At 60.1% G+C, this 19,622-nt stretch carries 16 protein-coding genes and 2 pseudogenes; 9 read left to right on the forward strand and 9 right to left on the reverse strand.

Features of this window, described 5'->3' with window-relative positions:
* Positions 1-61 precede the first annotated feature (61 nt).
* Entirely contained in the window at positions 62-1,360 is a 1,299-nt protein-coding gene (locus tag RB216_RS21120; protein ID WP_068937129.1) for a mechanosensitive ion channel family protein, read from the forward strand.
* 64 nt (positions 1,361-1,424) lie between these two features.
* Here the strand turns inward: RB216_RS21120 and RB216_RS21125 are convergent, their stop codons facing one another.
* The 3 genes from RB216_RS21125 to RB216_RS21135 form a co-directional block, all read right to left on the reverse strand.
* Complete coding sequence (locus tag RB216_RS21125; protein ID WP_068937130.1) at positions 1,425-2,291, reverse strand: carboxylate/amino acid/amine transporter; 867 nt, start codon at positions 2,289-2,291, stop codon at positions 1,425-1,427.
* A gap of 202 nt (positions 2,292-2,493) precedes the next feature.
* The gene (locus RB216_RS21130) at positions 2,494-3,093 is read right to left on the reverse strand and encodes an FMN-dependent NADH-azoreductase (RefSeq protein WP_308907836.1); all 600 of its coding nucleotides are present in this window, start codon (positions 3,091-3,093) and stop codon (positions 2,494-2,496) included.
* Between the two features lie 139 nt (positions 3,094-3,232).
* On the reverse strand, positions 3,233-3,547 hold the full coding sequence (locus RB216_RS21135) for a hypothetical protein (RefSeq protein WP_033900621.1): 315 nt from the start codon (positions 3,545-3,547) through the stop codon (positions 3,233-3,235).
* Positions 3,548-3,596: 49 nt separating this feature from the next.
* On the opposite strand from RB216_RS21135, the gene RB216_RS21140 reads away from it, so the two are divergent.
* The 6 genes and pseudogenes from RB216_RS21140 to RB216_RS21170 form a co-directional block, all read left to right on the forward strand.
* Complete coding sequence (locus tag RB216_RS21140; protein ID WP_028617427.1) at positions 3,597-4,520, forward strand: LysR family transcriptional regulator; 924 nt, start codon at positions 3,597-3,599, stop codon at positions 4,518-4,520.
* A 14-nt stretch (positions 4,521-4,534) separates the two neighbouring features.
* Entirely contained in the window at positions 4,535-5,338 is an 804-nt protein-coding gene (locus RB216_RS21145) for an alpha/beta fold hydrolase (protein WP_308907837.1), read from the forward strand.
* Positions 5,339-5,341: 3 nt separating this feature from the next.
* A complete protein-coding gene (locus RB216_RS21150; RefSeq protein WP_016979352.1) occupies positions 5,342-5,905 on the forward strand; it encodes a peptidylprolyl isomerase A in 564 nt (187 codons plus the stop codon).
* A gap of 82 nt (positions 5,906-5,987) precedes the next feature.
* The gene (locus RB216_RS21155) at positions 5,988-7,820 is read left to right on the forward strand and encodes an ABC transporter ATP-binding protein (RefSeq protein ID WP_068937133.1); all 1,833 of its coding nucleotides are present in this window, start codon (positions 5,988-5,990) and stop codon (positions 7,818-7,820) included.
* A 226-nt stretch (positions 7,821-8,046) separates the two neighbouring features.
* Positions 8,047-8,748, forward strand: coding sequence for an aquaporin Z (aqpZ, locus tag RB216_RS21165; RefSeq protein ID WP_308907838.1), 702 nt, complete (start codon positions 8,047-8,049; stop codon positions 8,746-8,748).
* Positions 8,741-8,854 (forward strand): annotated as a pseudogene (locus RB216_RS21170) (outer membrane lipoprotein carrier protein LolA); the annotation flags it as partial. The gene aqpZ and the pseudogene RB216_RS21170, both read left to right, overlap by 8 nt.
* A gap of 13 nt (positions 8,855-8,867) precedes the next feature.
* Here RB216_RS21170 and RB216_RS21175 read toward each other — a convergent pair.
* On the reverse strand, positions 8,868-9,992 hold the full coding sequence (locus RB216_RS21175) for a GNAT family N-acetyltransferase (protein ID WP_305382241.1): 1,125 nt from the start codon (positions 9,990-9,992) through the stop codon (positions 8,868-8,870).
* A 283-nt stretch (positions 9,993-10,275) separates the two neighbouring features.
* Here RB216_RS21175 and RB216_RS21180 point away from each other — a divergent pair, with 283 nt between their 5' ends.
* Positions 10,276-11,598 carry a putative porin gene (locus RB216_RS21180; protein WP_028617432.1) on the forward strand — a complete coding sequence of 441 codons (1,323 nt, stop codon included), beginning with the start codon at positions 10,276-10,278 and terminating at the stop codon, positions 11,596-11,598.
* Positions 11,599-11,705: 107 nt separating this feature from the next.
* Here the strand turns inward: RB216_RS21180 and RB216_RS21185 are convergent, their stop codons facing one another.
* The 4 genes from RB216_RS21185 to hrpA all read right to left on the reverse strand — a co-directional run bounded on the left by RB216_RS21185 (position 11,706) and on the right by hrpA (position 18,121).
* A complete protein-coding gene (locus tag RB216_RS21185; RefSeq protein WP_028617433.1) occupies positions 11,706-11,951 on the reverse strand; it encodes an anti-sigma factor family protein in 246 nt (81 codons plus the stop codon).
* Entirely contained in the window at positions 11,945-12,559 is a 615-nt protein-coding gene (locus RB216_RS21190) for an RNA polymerase sigma factor (RefSeq protein WP_028617434.1), read from the reverse strand. The genes RB216_RS21185 and RB216_RS21190 overlap by 7 nt, the downstream gene beginning before the upstream one ends.
* A 136-nt stretch (positions 12,560-12,695) precedes the next feature.
* Positions 12,696-13,817: a beta-ketoacyl-ACP synthase III gene (locus RB216_RS21195; protein WP_308907839.1), complete on the reverse strand. Its 1,122-nt coding sequence runs from the start codon at positions 13,815-13,817 to the stop codon at positions 12,696-12,698.
* Between the two features lie 392 nt (positions 13,818-14,209).
* Entirely contained in the window at positions 14,210-18,121 is a 3,912-nt protein-coding gene (gene hrpA / locus RB216_RS21200) for an ATP-dependent RNA helicase HrpA (RefSeq protein ID WP_308908896.1), read from the reverse strand.
* A gap of 585 nt (positions 18,122-18,706) precedes the next feature.
* Between hrpA and RB216_RS21205 the strand changes: the two genes are divergently transcribed.
* The gene (locus RB216_RS21205; RefSeq protein ID WP_028617437.1) at positions 18,707-19,294 is read left to right on the forward strand and encodes a hypothetical protein; all 588 of its coding nucleotides are present in this window, start codon (positions 18,707-18,709) and stop codon (positions 19,292-19,294) included.
* A 25-nt stretch (positions 19,295-19,319) separates the two neighbouring features.
* Here RB216_RS21205 and RB216_RS29895 read toward each other — a convergent pair.
* Positions 19,320-19,462 (reverse strand): annotated as a pseudogene (locus RB216_RS29895) (hypothetical protein); the annotation flags it as partial.
* Between the last annotated feature and the right edge of the window lie 160 nt (positions 19,463-19,622).

The following is a 19,622-nucleotide window of genomic DNA, read 5'->3' on the forward strand; positions in this document are numbered from 1 at the left end:
TTTGTTGCACTTAAATGCTCTAATCGCCCCGTGTTGTCTTATAGAAGAATCGGTTTCACCCATGGATATCAAACAGCTCTGGCTCAACGTCCAAGACCTTTGGGGCACCCTCGACGAACACCCGCTTCTGCATGCCAGCCTTGGCTTGCTGGTGTTGCTGGTGGTGGCCCTGTTGCTCGGACGAGTGGCACGTTACCTCATCCTCCACGCCGTCAAACTGCTCGGCCGGCAACCGGCGCTGCACTGGCTCAACGACCTGCGGCACAACAAGGTCTTCCATCGCCTGGCGCAGATGACGCCGTCCTTGGTGATCCAGTTCGGCCTGTACCTGGTGCCAGACCTGAGCAAGACCGCCATCCTGTTCATCGGCAACGTGGCCCTGGCAATCACCATCCTGTTCCTGGTGCTGGCCACCAGCGCGCTGCTCAATGCCCTGCTGGACATCTACGCCCGCACCGAACACGCGCGCACCCGCTCGATCAAGGGCTACGTGCAGTTGGCGAAGATGGTGCTGTTCGTGTTTGGCGCGATCATCATCGTCGCCACCCTGATTGACCGCTCCCCCCTGTTGCTGCTGTCAGGGCTTGGCGCCATGTCGGCGGTAATCCTGTTGGTATACAAGGACACGCTGTTGTCGTTCGTCGCCAGCGTGCAGTTGACCAGCAACGACATGCTACGGGTCGGCGACTGGATCGAAATGCCCCAGGTCGGCGCGGATGGCGACGTGGTGGACATCACCCTGCACACGGTCAAGGTGCAGAACTTCGACAAGACCATCGTCTCCATCCCCACCTGGCGCCTGATGTCGGAGTCGTTCAAGAACTGGCGTGGCATGCAGGCCTCCGGCGGGCGCCGTATCAAGCGCAGCCTGTTCATCGACGCCAGCGGCGTGCGCTTCCTGCGCGACGACGAAGAACTGCGCATGACCCAGGTGCACTTGCTCACCGACTACATCGGGCGCAAGCAGGCCGAGCTCAAGGCCTGGAACGAAGCCCAGGGCCACAGCGCACAACTCTCGGCCAACCGCCGCCGCATGACCAACCTCGGCACCTTCCGCGCCTACGCCCTGGCCTACCTGAAAAGCCACCCGGACATCCAGCCGAACATGACCTGCATGGTGCGCCAGATGCAAACCACCGCCCAGGGCGTACCGCTGGAGATCTATTGTTTTACCCGCACCACGGCGTGGGCGGATTACGAGCGTATCCAGGGGGATATTTTTGATTACCTGCTGGCGGTACTGCCGGAGTTTGGCTTGAGCCTGTATCAGCAGCCGAGTGGCAATGACTTGCGTGCGGGGGTGTTGCCGGCGGTGTTGGGGGCTAGTCATTTGCCGACTCTGGACAACAAATCTGCCTGACGCCACCACACCGCTATGGGAACGGGGTTGAGTGGGAGCGGGCTTGCTCGCTCCCACAGATGGTTCAGCGCAGGATCGGCTGTTTGCGCACACCCAACCGACTGATCCACACCGCCCCCAGAATCACCAACCCGCCCAACGCCAACCGCCCCAGCGGCTCATGCTGGTTCCAGATCAGCAAGTTCAACAGCAACCCCACTGGCACATGCAGGTTATTCATCACTGCCAGCGTGCCGCCCTGCACCAGGCAAGCACCCTTGTTCCACCAGTACATGCCTAGCGCGGTGCTCACCAGCCCGAGGAACACCAATACGCCCCATTGCAGTGGCGCATCGGGCAAGAAATTGGCCTTGCCGAACAGCAGGAACGCCGGCAGCACCACCAGCAATGCCCCTACGTAGAAGAAACCAAAGCGGCGGTAATGCGGCAAGTCGCTTGGGTAGCGTTTGACCAGGTGCTTGTACATCACCTGTCCGGCGGCATAGGTGAAGTTGGCCAATTGCAGCAGCAGGAAGCCTCCCAGGAAGTGCGGAGTGATCTGGTCGAAGCGGATCACCGCCGCACCCGCCACCGCCACCAGCGCGGCAATCAGCGCCCAGGGGTTGAAGCGACGATTGAGTGCATCCTCGATGAGGGTCACGTGCAACGGCGTGAGGATGGTGAACAGCAACACTTCGGGCACCGTGAGCACGCGAAAGCTCAGGTACAGGCACACATAGGTCACGCCGAACTGCAACGCGCCGATCACCAGCAAGCCGCGCATGAAGCCCGGTTCCACCGAGCGCCAGCGGGTCAGCGGGATGAATACCAAGCCGGCCAGCAACACGCGCACCAGCACGGCGAAATAGCTGTCGACGTGACCGGCGAGGTATTCGCCGATCAAGCTGAAGGAAAATGCCTGAATCAGGGTGACAACCAGTAAGTAGCCCATGCGCGCCTCGTTTCGAATGGGCGGGACATTAAAGGTTTTCGACGGTTGAAGAAACTCGGCGCAAAAAAAACCCGACCTCGCTAAAGCGGCAGTCGGGCAGGAGCACTCAGGAGCAAAAGTGCAAAGGGAGGTCTGTTACGCGTACTTGAAGGGCTTGCGTGGAGCTAGATAAACATCGCGGGATTATCTGGCGATTAACGGATCAGGCGACCTGGGCCAACAGGGCCTTGGCGTGGTTGATGCCCTTCTCCTGGAAGTCACCACTGAGGTTCACCCCTTCGGCGTGAATGAAGGTCACGTCGTGAATTCCGATAAAAGCCATGACCTGACGCAGGTAGGGTTCCTGGTGATCGGAACTGGCCCCGGTGTGAATGCCGCCGCGAGCGGTGAGCACGATGGCGCGTTTGCCAGTCAGCAGGCCCTGTGGCCCGGTGGCGGTGTACTTGAAGGTCACACCGGCCCGCAACACGTGATCCAGCCAGGCTTTGAGAGTGCTGGGGATAGCGAAGTTGTACATCGGCGCGGCCATCACCAGAACGTCGGCAGCCAACAACTCATTGGTCAATTCGTCGGAGCGGTCCAGGGACGCCTGCTCGCTGTCGTTGCGTTGATCCGCAGGTTTCATCCAGCCGCCGAGGAGGTTGGCGTCCAGGTGCGGAACCGGGTTGAGGGCCACATCGCGCACGGTCATCTGATCGGCCGGGTGAACGGCCTGCCATTGACTGATGAACTGCTGGGTCAGTTGGCGGGAAATCGAATCCTGCTGGCGGGCGCTGCTTTCGATGATCAGAACATTGGACATGGCTTTGTAGGCTCCATCGGAAATTGCTGTAAGGCGATGGAGTAGAGATTAAACAGAGCCAATTCGATTAAAAAGCGCAAAAAACTGCTATAACCCATCTATAAATTTGTTTATAAGCGGAGCGTGCTCCGCTGCTGGATTACTTCGGTGCGCAAGCCAGGGCGATCCGCATCTTGATAATCGCGCGGTTGAACTTGACCGTGGTGTTGGTGCTTTTGCCCGCCGGCACCGTGACCGTTCTGCGGCGCGGCGATTCCGGGCCGTTGGTGAAGGTTACCGAGCAGACCGCGTCTTGAGTGCCGTAGTTATTGAGTTGAATCGAGCTGATATCGCCGTCCACGTCAGAGGCGGTGTAATCGATGCTGACGCCGTCGATCTTTTTCGTCACGTCGATGGGGTACGCAAACGCGCTCAGCGGCAGCAGCGCCAGCAACACACAACAGAATTTTCTCATTCGACAGTCTCCAATAAGGACTGTCAGCTTAGGACAAGAGGAACCCATCTTGAAAGCGCCCCGCGTTACCCTCGATCAATGGCGCACGCTGCAAGCCGTGGTCGACCATGGCGGCTTCGCCCAGGCGGCCGAAGCGCTGCACCGTTCGCAGTCCTCGGTGAGCTACACCGTGGCCCGCATGCAAGACCAGCTCGGCGTGCCGCTGCTGCGCATTGACGGGCGCAAGGCCGTGCTCACCGACGCCGGTGAAGTGCTGTTACGCCGCTCCCGGCAACTGGTGAAAAACGCCAGCCAGTTGGAAGACCTCGCCCACCATATGGAACAAGGCTGGGAAGCCGAGGTGCGGCTGGTGGTGGACGCGGCCTATCCAAACGCTCGCCTGGTACGCGCGCTCACCGCATTCATGCCGCAGAGCCGCGGTTGCCGTGTGCGCCTGCGTGAAGAAGTGCTGTCGGGTGTTGAAGAGTTGCTGATGGAAGGCGTGGCCGACCTGGCGATTTGCGGTTTCAGCATCCCAGGTTACTTGGGCACAGAAATGAGCGATGTGGAATTCGTCGCCGTGGCGCACCCCGAGCATACCTTGCACCGCATGAATCGCGAGTTGAGCTTCCAGGATCTGGAAAGCCAGATGCAGGTGGTGATCCGCGATTCCGGCCGCCAGCAACCACGGGATGTGGGCTGGCTCGGCGCCGAACAGCGCTGGACCGTCGGCAGCCTGGCTACCGCCGCCGCGTTTGTGGGCAGTGGCCTGGGCTTTGCGTGGCTGCCCCGACACATGATCGAACGCGAACTCGCCGAAGGCGTGCTCAAGCAACTCCCCTTGGAACAGGGCGGCAGCCGTCACCCCACGTTCTTTCTGTATTCCAATAAAGACAAACCCTTGGGCCCGGCAACGCAGATCCTCGTGGAACTGCTGCGCACCTTTGACACCGCCCCGTTGGACGCGCCTTTCGCCGCCCCACAGCAAGCCTGAAACGGAGTTCACGCATGGCCTGGTTCGACCACGAAGGATGCAGCCTGCACTACGAGGAATACGGCCACGGCACGCCGCTGATCCTGATCCACGGCCTGGGCTCCAGCAGCCAGGATTGGGAGCTGCAGATTCCGGTGCTGGCCAGGCATTACCGACTGATCGTGGTGGATGTTCGTGGCCACGGGCGCTCGGACAAACCGCGCGAACGCTACAGCATCCAGGGCTTCACCTTTGATCTGCTGGCGCTGATCGAACACTTGGACCTGCCACCCGCCCATGTGGTGGGCTTGTCCATGGGCGGCATGATCGCCTTCCAACTGGCAGTGGACGAACCCGCACTGGTCAAGAGCCTCTGCATCGTCAACAGCGCGCCGGAGGTGAAGGTGCGCAGTGCCGATGATTACTGGCAATGGGCCAAACGTTGGAGCCTGGCGCGCGTGCTCAGCCTGGCCACTATCGGCAAGGCGCTGGGCGACCGTTTGTTTCCCAAACCGGAGCAAGCCGACCTGCGCCGCAAGATGGCCGAACGCTGGGCAAAAAACGACAAACGTGCTTATCTCGCCAGCTTCGATGCCATTGTGGGCTGGGGCGTGCAGGAACGACTTTCCAGAATCACCTGTCCAACCTTGGTCATCAGCGCCGACCACGACTACACCCCCGTGGCGCAGAAAGAAAACTATGTAAAACTGCTGCCCGATGCGCGACTGGTGGTGATCGAGGATTCCCGCCATGCCACGCCCTTGGATCAACCCGAAGTCTTTAACGCAACCCTGCTCGATTTTCTAAAGACAGTCGAAACCACTACCCAGGATCACTGACCCATGTTGAAAAAAATCGCCTTCTTTGCCGGTTCCGTTCTGTTCGCCGCCAACCTGATGGCCGCCGAGCCCGCCAAGGCGCCCCACGTATTGATCACCACCACCAACGGCGACATCGAGATCGAACTGGACCCGGTCAAGGCGCCGATCAGCACCAAGAACTTCCTGGCCTATGTCGACAAGGGCTTCTACACCAACACGATTTTCCACCGCGTGATCCCAGGCTTCATGGTCCAGGGCGGCGGGTTTACCGCACAGATGTCGCAGAAGCCGACCGAAGCACCGATCAAGAACGAAGCCAGCAACGGCCTGCATAACGTGCGTGGCACCCTGTCGATGGCGCGCACCAATGACCCGAATTCGGCCACCAGCCAATTCTTCATCAACGTCGCTGACAATGCCTTCCTCGACCCGGGCCGCGATGCCGGTTACGCCGTATTCGCCAAAGTGGTCAAGGGCATGGACGTGGTTGATGTGATCGTCAACTCGCAGACCACCACCAAGCAGGGCATGCAGAACGTGCCAATCGATCCTGTTGTGATCAAGTCGGCCAAGCGCATCGACTGAGGTCAGCAGGTAGCTCCGCGCGCAGCCCACAAGGCTGCGCGCGCATTTGAAAGGAGAGCCCGCCCCGCGGGCGTCATACCTAATGCTCTATCGTCGTTTTGAACAACTGATCGATATTTTCCGCGACGCCCCCAGCGAAGCCCCACCCGACAACGTCCTGCCCTTCTACCTCTACTACCTGCGCCAAGTGTGGCCGCATTTCGCCGCCTTGCTGGTGGTGGGCCTGATCGGGGCGCTGATCGAAGTGGCGCTGTTCAGCTACCTGAGCCGCATCATCGACCTGGCCCAAGGCACGCCGCCGGCCAACTTCTTCCAGTTGCATAGCACCGAGCTGATCTGGATGGCCGTGGTCGCCCTACTGCTGCGCCCGATCTTCGGCGCCCTGCATGACTTGCTGGTGCACCAGACCATCAGCCCCGGCATGACCAGCCTGATCCGCTGGCAGAACCACAGTTACGTGCTCAAGCAGAGCCTGAATTTCTTCCAGAACGACTTCGCCGGGCGTATTGCCCAGCGCATCATGCAAACCGGCAACTCCTTGCGCGACTCTGCCGTGGCGGCAGTGGATGCGATCTGGCACGTGGCGATCTACGCCATCAGTTCCCTGGTGCTGTTTGCCGAAGCTGATTGGCGCCTGATGATCCCGCTGGTGACCTGGATCATTTGCTACAGCCTGGCGCTGCGCTTCTTCGTGCCACGGGTGAAGGAGCGCTCGGTGATTTCCTCCGAAGCGCGCTCCAAGTTGATGGGCCGCATCGTCGACGGCTACACCAACATCACCACCTTGAAGCTGTTCGCCCATACCCGCTATGAGCAGGAATACGCCAAGGAAGCGATCATCGAGCAAACCGAAAAAACCCAGTTGGCTAGCCGCGTCGTCACCAGCATGGACATCGTGATCACCACCATGAACGGCCTGCTGATCGTCACAACCACCGGCCTGGCGTTGTGGTTGTGGACGCAGTCGCTGATCTCGGTGGGCGCAATTGCCCTGGCCACGGGTTTGGTGATCCGTATCGTCAACATGTCCGGCTGGATCATGTGGGTGGTCAACGGCATTTTCGAGAACATCGGCCAGGTGCAGGACGGTCTGAAGACCATCGCCCAGCCACTCGCCGTGATCGACCGCGAGAATGCCCCGCGCTTGAGCGTACCTCGGGGCGAAGTGCGTTTCGAACAGGTGGATTTCCACTACGGCAAGAAGAGCGGAATCATTGGCGGCCTGAACCTTGAGATCAAGGCCGGTGAAAAGATCGGCCTGATCGGGCCGTCGGGTGCCGGTAAGTCGACGTTGGTCAACCTGCTGCTGCGCCTGTACGACCTGCAAGGCGGACGCATCCTGATCGATGGTCAGAACATCGCCGATGTCGCCCAGGAATCCTTGCGCGAACAGATCGGCATGATCACCCAGGACACTTCGCTGCTGCACCGCTCCATCCGCGACAACCTGCTGTACGGCAAGCCGGATGCCACCGATGAAGAACTCTGGGCCGCCGTGCACAAGGCGCGTGCCGATGAGTTCATCCCGTTGCTGTCGGATTCCGAAGGCCGTACCGGGCTGGATGCGCATGTCGGTGAGCGCGGGGTGAAGCTCTCCGGCGGGCAGCGTCAACGCATCGCTATCGCCCGCGTGCTGCTCAAGGACGCGCCGATCCTGATCATGGACGAAGCCACCTCCGCGCTGGATTCGGAAGTGGAAGCGGCCATCCAGGAGAGCCTGGAAACCCTGATGCAGGGCAAGACGGTAATTGCCATCGCGCACCGGTTGTCGACCATTGCACGGATGGACCGCTTGGTGGTGCTGGAGAAAGGCCAGATTGCCGAGAGCGGAAGCCACGCCGAGTTGCTGGCCCATGGCGGGCTGTATGCGCGGTTGTGGCAGCACCAGACCGGAGGTTTTGTCGGTATCGACTAACCCCTCTCACTGTAGGAGCGAGCTTGCTCGCGAAAAACGTCAACGATAACGCGGGCAGTCTGGTTTTAAGTGGCGTCCTGGCGTTCTTCGCGAGCAAGCTCGCTCCTACACTTTTGCCGCAACCCTGCTGTAATCAGTGCAGTGCCCAGAAGGGCGCTGAAGTAAATCTGCAGGGAGCATCACTGATTTACGGATCCGGTAGAGCGATCTATCAAGGACGGGCGGCATGTCTTTGTTCAAGCGTTCAATCACAGAGGGGCTAGGTACATTTTGGTTGGTGTTGGGCGGTTGTGGGAGTGCGGTGCTTGCCGCAGCGTTCCCTGCAGTCGGGATTGGATTGTTGGGCGTGTCCCTGGCATTCGGGCTCACGGTGCTGACCATGGCGTTCGCCATCGGGCACATCAGCGGCTGTCACCTCAACCCGGCAGTGTCGGTTGGGCTGGTTGTGGGCGGACGGTTTCCGGCCAGGGAACTGCCGGCGTACATCGTGGCGCAGGTGGTCGGCGGTACGATCGCCGCTGCGTTGCTGTATTTAATTGCCAGCGGCAAACCGGGGTTCGAACTCGCGTCGGGCCTGGCGTCCAACGGTTATGGCGCGCATTCACCCGGCGGCTATTCGATGGCGGCGGGGTTTGTGAGTGAGCTGGTAATGACCGCCATGTTCGTGGTGATTATCCTCGGCGCCACCGACCGCCGTGCCCCAGCGGGCCTTGCGCCCATCGCCATCGGCCTGGCGCTGACACTCATCCACCTGATCTCCATCCCCGTCACCAACACTTCAGTCAACCCGGCCCGCAGTACGGGCCCGGCATTGATCGTCGGCGGGTGGGCGATCCAGCAGTTGTGGATGTTCTGGCTCGCGCCGATCCTTGGCGCGGGGATCGGTGGGGCTACCTATCGATGGCTGGGCAAGGAGGAGCCTGCCTAACCCCTTTGTAGGAGCGAGCTTGCTCGCGAAAACCATCAACGATGACGCAGCGCATCTGGTTTTACGCGGCGCTCTCAGGTTTTTCGCGAGCAAGCTCGCTCCTACAGGGGACCCGAGCGTTACACCTGCCGATAAGGCAGGGCTGCCCTCGCCTCCTCAGCATACGCCACGATCCCCACCCGCTCGCGCTCGAGGAAATCTTCCACGGCGTTCTTCAATCCCGGATGGCGCAAGTAGTGCCAGGACCGCGTGATCACCGGTTCAAACCCGCGAATCAATTTGTGCTCGCCCTGTGCCCCCGCGTCGAAGCGTTGCAGGCCGTGGGCGATGGCGTAGTCCATGCCTTGGTAGAAACAGGTTTCGAAATGCAGGCGGTCGAACTCCGCCAGACAGCCCCAGTAGCGACCGTAGAAGCTGTCGCCGCCGATCAGGCTGAAGGCCATGGCCACCGGGCGGGTGCCTTGTTTGGCCAGGACCACGCGAATCGCTTCGGGCATGCGCTCGGCCAGCAGGCTGAAGAACGCGCGGGTCAGGTAGGGTGATTGGCGGCGCACCGCGTAGGTGTTGGCGTAGCAGGCGTAGACGAAATCCCACTGGGCCTCGCTCAGTTCATGGCCTTGCAGCCACTCGAAGTCGATGCCCTGCCCTGCCACTTGTTCGCGCTCTTTGCGCATCTGTTTGCGCTTGCGTGAACTCAAGGCATCAAGGAAATCCTGGAAGTCGCGATAACCCCGGTTCTGCCAGTGAAACTGACAACCCAGGCGCTGCAGCCAGCCCGGTTGTTGGGCCAGTGCCATATCGGCCAGTTCGTCAGTGAAGTTGATGTGGGCACTGGAGAGCCCTTCGATTTCCAGGTAACCCGGCAGGCTTTTCAGCAGTTCGACCCCCTCCTCTGCACTCGCCGCTAACAGGCGTGGCCCGCTGACGGGGCTGAACGGCACGGCAGTCAGCAGCTTAGGGTAGTACTCAATGCCAGCCCGCTCGCAAGCATCCGCCCAGCCGTGATCAAACACGTACTCGCCGTAGGAATGCCACTTGCGATAACTGGGCAGTGCCGCCACCAGCCGATCACCTTCCCAATGCAGCAAATGCTCCGGCTGCCAGCCCGATTGCGGGCCCAGGCTGGCGCTGTCTTCCAATGCGCTCAGGAAGGCGTGCCGTACGAACGGCTGGGCCTGTGGCACCAGCGCATCCCAGGCTTGCGGGGCGATCTCGGACAGGCTGTCCAGGCGTTGCAACGGCATCGGCATCCTCACTGGTTTGGGGCGTGAAAGCCTAGCGAGTATCGCTGATTGCCGGCCTTGGCACACCCCCGTTTCGCGCGACAAGGCTCTAAACCAATAGTTCCGAACGTGAAAAATTTGTCATCTAGATGACATCACTTCGCCACTGCTCCGTCATAAACGATCGTGATACTGACGCCTGTTTTTAGAGCGCCTGGTTCTACCCGGCGGCTATTTTTCCGTCCGTCATCGGTCGGTTGTGTCCTGGATGGTTTGCCATCCCTCCTCACCTTCGGAGATTGATATGCGTCTTGCTTCCACTAAAACTGCGGCGGTCCTGTGCGGCGGCCTGTTACTGGCCCTGAGCGTTCCGGCCAGCGCTGCAGTCGACGCTAAATTGCTCGACATGCTCAAGGCCAACGGCCAGATCACCGCGGCGCAGTACACTGAACTGCAAAGCGAATTGGCCAAAGACCAGAAAGAACAGCAGATCGCACGGCAAGCTCAACAAGAGACCAACGAACAGATCGCGGCCACCGCGAAGAAAACCAATGAGCTGAGCAGCTTTGACCAGAAGCTGGCCTGGGCGGCCAAGACTCAGTTCAAGGGTGACGTACGTTTCCGTCAGGAAACCGTGAAAATCCAGGGAGAATCCAACAACGGCGGCCGCGACAAAGACCGTCAGCGCATCCGTGCCCGCCTGGGCGCCTACACCGAGATCAACTCGCAAGTCGACACCGGTATCCGCATTGCCACCGGTAGCAGCGACGATGCGCGCTCGACCAACCAGGACCAGGACAACTATTTCGACAAGAAGTCGATCTGGCTGGACCTTGGCTACATCGACTACCACCCGGACCAGATCAAGAACCTGCACGTGATCGGCGGCAAGATGCTGCAACCGTGGGTGAACATGGGCGACGTCATCTGGGATAGCGACATCAACCCTGAAGGCCTGGCCCTGACCTACAAATACCCGCTGGGCAGCAGCGCCGAACTGTTCGGCAGCCTCGGCAACTACAACCTCAAGGACAACGTCGACGGCGACGGCGTGCAGTTCCGTCACGACCTGCGCCTGACCTCTGGCCAGTTGGGCACACGCTTCTCGGTCACCGACAACCTGAAAATGACCCTGGGCGGCAGCGTCTACGCCTACCAGAATGACAAGGACAGCCGTTGCACAACCACCACCACGCCTTGCGCACTGGCGGTCAACGGCAACTCGGCCGACAACCAGTTCCGCCTGTATGAAGGCTTTGCCCAAGCCGACATCGGCGGCCTGGCTGTACCGCTGGCGTTCTACGGCCAGTACGTGAAAAACAACGACGCCGTGACCGACCAGGACACCGCCTGGCTGATCGGCGCCAAGTCGAAAGTGTTCGGTTTCAACCTGGACTACAACTACCGCGACATTCAGCGTAATGCCGTGGTGGGTGCCTTCACCGACTCGGACTTCGCCAACGGCACCACCGGTTCGCGCGGTCACAAGATGAAGGTCAGCTACGACATCGACAAGAACTTCGCCCTCGGTGCCACGTACTTCCTGACCAAGGCCGACTACGCCAGCCGCACCCAACGTGATGCCAACACCAACACCCTGCAGTTGGACGCAGAAGCCAAGTTCTAATAGTCAGTGTTGAAAGCCTCGGGCCAGGACGGCCCGGGGTGGCTGTAACAGTCTTGCGTGGGTGGAGCGGTCCCCATCATCCGTCCGATCCATCCACGTGAGCCTGCTTAATCCCCGCCTTTGTGATCCTTGAGTCGTTCTTCAGCCAAGCGCTGCGCCAAGGCCTCCACACCCTCTACCGGCTCATCCGGCATTATCTTCAGCGTCGCCTGCATCAGGCGCATCTGGCGGATAAACCGGCGACAGTTCGGGCAGAACATCAGGTGATGACGCACCAGCAGACGCTCGCGAAAGGTCAGTTGCCCATCGAGATAGTCACTGGAACGTGCCACTTGTTCTTTACAGGTCAACATTCGCCCGTTTCCTCAAAATGCTCCACCGTGGCGAAGACTTTAAGCCGTGCTCGATGCAATAGCACACGGACATTGGAGAGCGACAGCGTCAGAAGATTACAGATCTCTTCCAACTCCAGCCCCTGGCGTTCACGTAGCACCAGCACGCTGCTTTGCAATTCAGACAAACTCAGCAACGTATGCTCCAGGCACTTGCGCAGCTCATCCTCGGTCAGCAAGGCTTCCGGGGTGTCCTGATGCCAGGCGTAGGGGGCGACAGCCCAGTGGCCATCATCCGGGGAGAAACGGTCATCGCCAATGGTGCCATGGGGCGAAGGCAGATCGTCGAGCAACACTTCGCGACGATTCTGCTTGTAGCGCCCCTTGGCGGCGTTGGCGGTGATGGTCAGCAGCCAGGTCTTGAGGCTGGAACGCCCTTCGAACCTGGCCAGGTTGCGCACCACCGACAGCCACGCGTCTTGCACGACTTCGTCGGCGTGACGCTGGCCGACGATGGCATAGGCCACCGCCCGCATGGCGCTTTGGTAGGTGGTGACCAATTCCTTGTAGGCCCGCTGCTCACCCTTGAGCAGGCGTTCAAGCAGGTGCGTGTCGTCCGCTGCTGCCATCGTTTACCTCGATTTCACTCTGGAAACCCGATCCCTGTGGGAGCTGGCTTGCCTGCGATGCAGGCGCCACGGTGCGTCATTTACACCGCAGGGATATCATTGCCGGCAAGCCGGCTCCTACAGGGAACGAGGCAGATCAGCGTTTGCGCAAAATCACGCTGCCGATCGAATAACCCGCACCAAACGAGCTGAGCACCGCCACGGAACCCTTGGGCAAATCATCCTGATACGTGTGGAACGCAATCACCGAGCCCGCCGAACTGGTATTGGCGTAAGTATCGAGGATCACCGGCGCTTCTTCCACCGAGGCTTCGCGACCCAGTAGTTTCTTCACGATCAGGTGGTTCATGCTCAAGTTGGCCTGGTGCAGCCAGAAGCGCTTCACATCGGCTACGTTCAACTGGTTTTCTTGCAAATGCACGCCGATCAGCTCGGCCACCATCGGGCACACATCACGGAATACCTTGCGGCCTTCCTGTACGAACAGCTTGTCGGGCGCGCCGATGCCTTCTTCCGCCGTGCGGTTGAGGAAGCCGAAGTTGTTGCGGATGTTGTTGGAGAACTTGGTCAGCAGCTTGGTGCTCACCACGTCGAACTGGTGCTCGGAAGTCGCCAGGTCGGCGCGCTCCAGCACCACGGCAGTGGCCGCATCACCAAAGATGAAGTGGCTGTCACGGTCGCGGAAATTCAGGTGGCCGGTGCAGACTTCCGGGTTGACCATCAAAATCGCCCGCGCCTGGCCCAACTGGATGCTGTTGGCCGCGTTCTGGATGCCGAAGGTAGCCGAGGAACACGCCACGTTCATGTCAAAACCAAAACCTTCGATACCCAGGGCTTCCTGCACTTCAATGGCGATGGCCGGGTAGGCACGCTGCAGGTTGGAGCACGCGACGATAACACCGTCGATATCGGCGGCGGTTTTGCCGGCGCGTTGCAAGGCTTGTTCGGCAGCGCCGACGGCCATCTGGCAGAGCACTGACCATTCGTCGTTGCTGCGCTCGGGCAAGCGTGGGGCCATGCGCTGCGGGTCGAGAATGCCGTCCTTGTCCATCACGAAGCGGCTCTTGATGCCCGAGGCTTTTTCGATGAAGGCGGCGCTGGATTCGGTCAGCGGCTGCACATCACCGCGCTCGATGGCGGTGGCGTTGTCGCTGTTGAACTGATGCACGTAGGCATTGAAAGACTGCACCAGCTCTTCGTTGGAGATGCTGTTGGCCGGGGTGTACAGGCCAGTGCCGCTGATGACGACGTTATGCACGGTCGTTCCTCTAAATCTGTCAGGCAGAAGATATTGGTACCGTCGTACCAAACTGTAAGTAGTCCGATTCCGCACCGCGGACACCAAACTGGCATCGCTTAATTCCTTCGCGTCGCATCCCTACACGACGATCCCGGCATTTATAGGCGCGAAGTTTGCCACAAACCCCGGGATTTGGCGCCATATGCCAGATAAACACCCTTATCAGAGGCTTACACACAACCCTGTGGTGAGCGAGCTTGCTCGCGCTGGGGCGCGAAGCGACCCCATTCCAGGCCCTGTGGTGTTTCAGCAATATCTTGATTGCCTGTAAGAGGGGCCGCTTCGCAGCCCAGCGCGGGGCAAGCCCGCTCACCACAACAAGCTCGCTCACCCCAGAGGATCTACGGGGGTCAGGGCTCTACCTGGCTCCATTGCTTGCTCAAGCGCTTGTCGGAAATCGGCACTTTAGTGCCCAGTTGCTGGGCAAACAACGACACCCGGTATTCCTCCAACCACCAGCGGTAAAGTTCTAGCTGGGGGTCGCGCTTGCCTTCCTGGGCATGTTTTTTCAGGCGATTCTCGTACTGCGTCCACAAGCCTGCCAGCTCGCCGCTCCATACCCGATCCTTTTGCACCTGGCTCGGCAGTTTTTCCAGGCGTAACTCGATAGCCTTGAGGTAACGCGGCAGCTCCTTAAACCACTGCGCCGGGGTTTCCCGCACGAAACCGGGATACACCAAATTGCTCAGCTGCTGCTTGATGTCGTTCAGGGCCACGGCCTGGGCGAGGTCAATCTTGCCTTTGAAGCGTTTTTGCAGGCCGTGCCACAGCTTCAACACATCCAGGGTCAAGCGCGCCAAGCGCTCGGCGTGCTCGGTCCAACTGCCGCGCTTGCGCTCGGCCAAAGCGGCCAGACCAGCACCATCACGCGGCAGGCTGGTTTCGCCTTCGAGCACGCAGGTGTCGAGGCTGGCCAGCAGGATGTCTTCCACCAGCGCATCGATACGCCCCAGTTCGCGGTACATCAGGCCCAACTCGGTCAGGCCCGGCAATTTGCCGCGCAGGAATTTCGCCGGTTCCGCCAGTTGTTGCATCAGCAAACGCTGCAAGGCGCGGCGATGCTGGAACTCCGCCTCGGCGGCCGTGGAGAAACGCCCTTCCTTGACCGTGCCGCTTTCTTCCACCAACGCTGGATACACCGTCATCGACAGACCGGCGATCTTCTGTTGGGTCTTCTCCGCCACCGCCGCAAACACCTTGGCTTCCACCGGTTGTTGGCTTTTCGCGGTTTGCGGCACGGCCAGGGCGGCCTGGCTCGCCTCGGCAAAACGTGCGGTCAGTTCGGCCAGGTCGCGGCCTTCGCCGAGGAACTTGCCCTGGCCGTCGACTACTTCTAGGTTCATCTTCAGATGGCTTTCGACCTGCTGCGCGGCTTCGGCCCAGGCTTCATCGCTGACACGCGCACCTGTCATGCGCAATAACTCACGGCCCAATGCCTGGGGCAAAGAGCCCTGGCCGAATTCGATGCGTTGCAGCGCGGCTTTGACGAAGTCCGGCACCGGCACAAAATTCTTACGCAGCGCCTTGGGCAGGTTGCGCACCAGGGCGATGCATTTGGCTTCGATCACCCCCGGCACCAGCCATTCCAGACGCTCTGGCGGCAACGCCGGCAGCAGTGGCGCCGGAACGCGCAGGGTCACGCCGTCACGCGGGTGGTTGGGTTCGAAGTGGTAACTCAAGGCCAGTTCCAGGTCGCCCAGGTGCAGGGTGTCCGGGTAATGCGCGGCGGTGACTTCACTGGCTTCGCGGGCCAGCACGTCTTCTTCGCGCATGATCAGCAGTTGCGGGTCTTTCTGGCTGTTGACCTTGTACCAGCTGTCGAAGGTCGCGGTCTGGTGGATCTCCGCCGGCAACCGCGCATCGTAGAAGGCGAACAGGGTTTCTTCATCGGCCAGGATGTCGCGACGACGCGCCTTGGCCTCCAGTTCGTCGAGTTGTTCCAGCAGTTGCTGGTTGGCGGTAAGGCACTTGGCCCGCGACTGGATCTCGCCACGCACCAGGCCTTCGCGGATAAACAACTCGCGCGACACCACCGGGTCGATCGGCCCGTAATGCACCGGCCGGCGTCCGACCACAATCAGCCCGAACAGGGTGATCTGTTCAAAGGCCACGACCTGGCCGCGCTTCTTCTCCCAGTGGGGCTCGAAGTGGTTTTTCTTGATCAAGTGCCCAGCCAGCGGCTCGATCCAGTCGGCGTCGATCTTGGCGACCATGCGCGCATACAGCTTGGTGGTTTCCACCAGTTCGGCGGTCATCAGCCATTGCGGACGCTTCTTGCCGATGCCCGAGGACGGGTGGATCCAGAACCGCCGCTGGCGTGCGCCGAGGTAATCGCCGTCTTCGGTCTTCTGGCCGATCTGGCTGAGCAGGCCGGACAACACCGCCTTGTGCAGTTTCGGGAAGTCCGCCGGCTCTTTGTTGACCGTCAACTGCATGTCGCGGCAGATCAGGCTCAGCTGGCGATGGGAATCACGCCACTCGCGCAGGCGCAGGTAGTTGAGGAAGTTCTTGCGACACCAATTGCGCAACGGGCTGGCCGTCAGTTCCTGGCGCTGCTCTTCGAAACCGCGCCACAGATTGACCAGGCCGGCGAAATCCGAATCCGGGTCTTTCCACTGCGCGTGGGCTTGGTCAGCAGCCTGCTGACGTTCCGGCGGACGCTCGCGCGGGTCCTGGATCGACATGGCACTGGCGACGATCAGCACTTCCTGCAAGCTGCCAAGCTTGGCGGCTTCCAGCAGCATGCGGCCCATGCGCGGGTCCACCGGCAGGCGCGCCAACTGACGGCCCAATGGCGTGAGCTGACTGTTGCGGTCCACCGCCGACAGCTCTTGCAGCAAGTTGAAACCGTCGCTGATAGCCTTGCCGTCCGGCGGCTCGATAAACGGGAAATCGGTGATCTCGCCGAGGCGCAGGTGCAGCATCTGCAAGATCACGGCGGCGAGGTTGGTGCGCAGGATCTCGGGGTCGGTAAATTCCGGACGCCCGATAAAATCTTCTTCGCTGTACAAGCGGATGCAGATGCCCGGCTCGACCCGGCCGCAACGGCCCTTACGCTGGTTGGCGCTGGCCTGGGAGATCGCCTCGATCGGCAGGCGCTGCACTTTGGCGCGGTAGCTGTAGCGGCTGATGCGTGCGGTGCCGCTGTCGATCACATAACGAATGCCCGGCACGGTCAGCGAGGTTTCCGCGACGTTGGTCGCCAACACCACGCGCCGCCCCGGGTGGGACTGGAAAATGCGCTGCTGTTCAGCCGGCGACAGGCGCGCGTACAGCGGCAGGATTTCGGTGTGCTTGAGCTGGGCCTTGCGCAGCATGTCGGCGGCGTCGCGAATCTCGCGCTCTCCGGGCAGGAACACCAATACGTCACCAGGACTGCGTCGCTCGCTGCGTTCATAAGCAGCGATTTCATCGAGGGTGGCGAGGATCGCCTGGTCAACAGTCAAGTCGTCCTCGACGCGGTTGCCCTCTTCATCCTGTTCCAGGGTCAGCGGGCGATACCAGGTGTCCACCGGGAAGGTACGACCCGAGACTTCGACAATCGGCGCATCGTCGAAATGCTTGGAAAAACGCTCCAGGTCGATGGTCGCCGAGGTGATGATGACCTTCAGGTCCGGACGGCGCGGCAGCAGGGTTTTCAGGTAGCCCAGCAGGAAGTCGATGTTCAGGCTGCGTTCGTGGGCTTCGTCGACGATGATCGTGTCGTAGCGTTCCAGGTAGCGATCGTTCTGGGTTTCCGCCAGCAGGATACCGTCGGTCATCAGTTTGATCAGGGTGTTGGAATCGCTCTGGTCTTCAAAACGCACCTGATAGCCCACCAACGCGCCCAACGGCGTGGCCAACTCTTCGGCCACCCGGCTGGCGACGCTGCGGGCCGCGATCCGGCGTGGCTGGGTATGACCGATCAGGCCGAACTGGCCACGACCGATTTCCAGGCAGATCTTCGGCAACTGGGTGGTCTTACCCGAACCGGTCTCACCGGCAATGATCAGCACCTGGTGCTTGTTCAGCGCGGCTTTGATCTCATCACGCTTGGCCGCAATCGGCAGGCTGTCGTCATAACGGATCACCGGCAGGCTGGCACGCCGCGCCGTGACTTGGGCGCAGGAAGCCTGCATGCGCGCACCCCATTGCGCCAACTTTTCCTCGTCGGGCTTCTTGCGCAGCTCAAGCAGTTGCCGCCGCAAGCGGTGGCGGTCGGCGAGCATGGCGTGATCGAGGGTTTTGAGCAGTTGGTCGATGGTGGGTGCTTGGTCGGTCATCAGGGTGGCAAAGGTCTTCTGGGTGAGGCAGGGCACGCCTGCATAACTGTGGACGTAGAAAAGAGGAGCGATTGTCGCAGATTTCGACATTCCTGGAGACGCTCAGTCAGTGACCGGCCGCATAACGCCGCCTAATCAACATATTTCTTACACGAGAAAGTCGCTCATCCGACCATTTCACAGTGCAAATCCGATGGTTTGAGTGCCGTACACAGGATCAAATCAACCCGCCAGAAACCTCTGGCAGATCACTGTATCGCTTATGAAACCGGAGCTTTTATGCCTATCGATTCGACAAATAGCCAACCTTATCTACCCAGCTACTCTGCATCCCTGCAGGCCCAACCGCGCTCGGCAGCGTCGCAACCACCGCCCAAATATGAGTTCCCGCCCGCCTACACAGAAAAGCCGTCGTCCAAAGCAGCCCCGCAGACCGCCTCGACACCGCCCACTAATTTGACGGCCAATCGAATCTCGAATTTCCACACGGCCACTCAGGCAGTACGAGGCATGAATTTCATGAGCGGCCTGTAACTCAGCGGCAAAAACCTGATTGATATCGCCTCTAACGCCCGAGGAATTCTTATGCCCATTGACGCCAGCCGCTACTACAACGCATCCATCCAAAACCTGCATAGTTACGCCAACAAATACCAGGACATTGCACCTGTATCCGATCCGGCAAACGGTTCCTGGACCTCAAACCCCTCTGGACCTTCCTATGCCTCCAAGAGCTATCCAAAGCTACCCAATACGAAGGCGAGAGACTTGGGCGCTGAGCTGCATCTGGCGGGAGCGGCTACAAACCCCCGAAACTCCACGGCAACGGTGACACCCGTAAAAAAGCCAGAGGATCTGAACATCGCGAAGACACCGAATACGGTTACCAAGTTTATCGTGACGGGAGACGGACAGATGGCGATCGCCAACATCAGTAAAAACGTAGCGCCAAAAATGATATCCCACCCCGCCACCGCCGAACTGGGCGTCGGTGCCGGGCAGTCGAATAACATCGTCAGTGCCGGCTACTTAAAGCAAACCATGACCGGGAGAACTCACTTATCCAATACCTCGGGCCACTACCGCCCCACAAAGGAGAATATGAGGCCCGCCCAGGATTACTTGGAAAATATCGGCGTGAAGTCGACCAAAAGCCAATTCGGTATTTTCTGAAGATTGATCAATCCGTAAATCAAGTTCATGAGCAGTGATCGCGCTCCTTGCGCCGGTACGGAAACACATCGATCACCTTACCGGCGCGAATTGCAGCCCTTTCCAGTAATCGGCGTTGTACAACTCGCCATGCAGCTCATCGAACAACCTGCGCTGACCAGCATCGGCAGGACTTCAAGGTATTGATTCATTCCACAGGCAAACCGTACGTCAAACTGGGCGCCATCAATCCGCTAAAAGACAGCAATAAACAGCGGGCGTTAGTTGCCGAACTGAATACCGATTTATTCAATATCTACACTGATTTGAGAAACAATCTGACCCTTCA

Origin of the sequence: Pseudomonas canadensis, assembly GCF_030980095.1 — a bacterium.
GTDB lineage: Bacteria > Pseudomonadota > Gammaproteobacteria > Pseudomonadales > Pseudomonadaceae > Aquipseudomonas > Aquipseudomonas canadensis.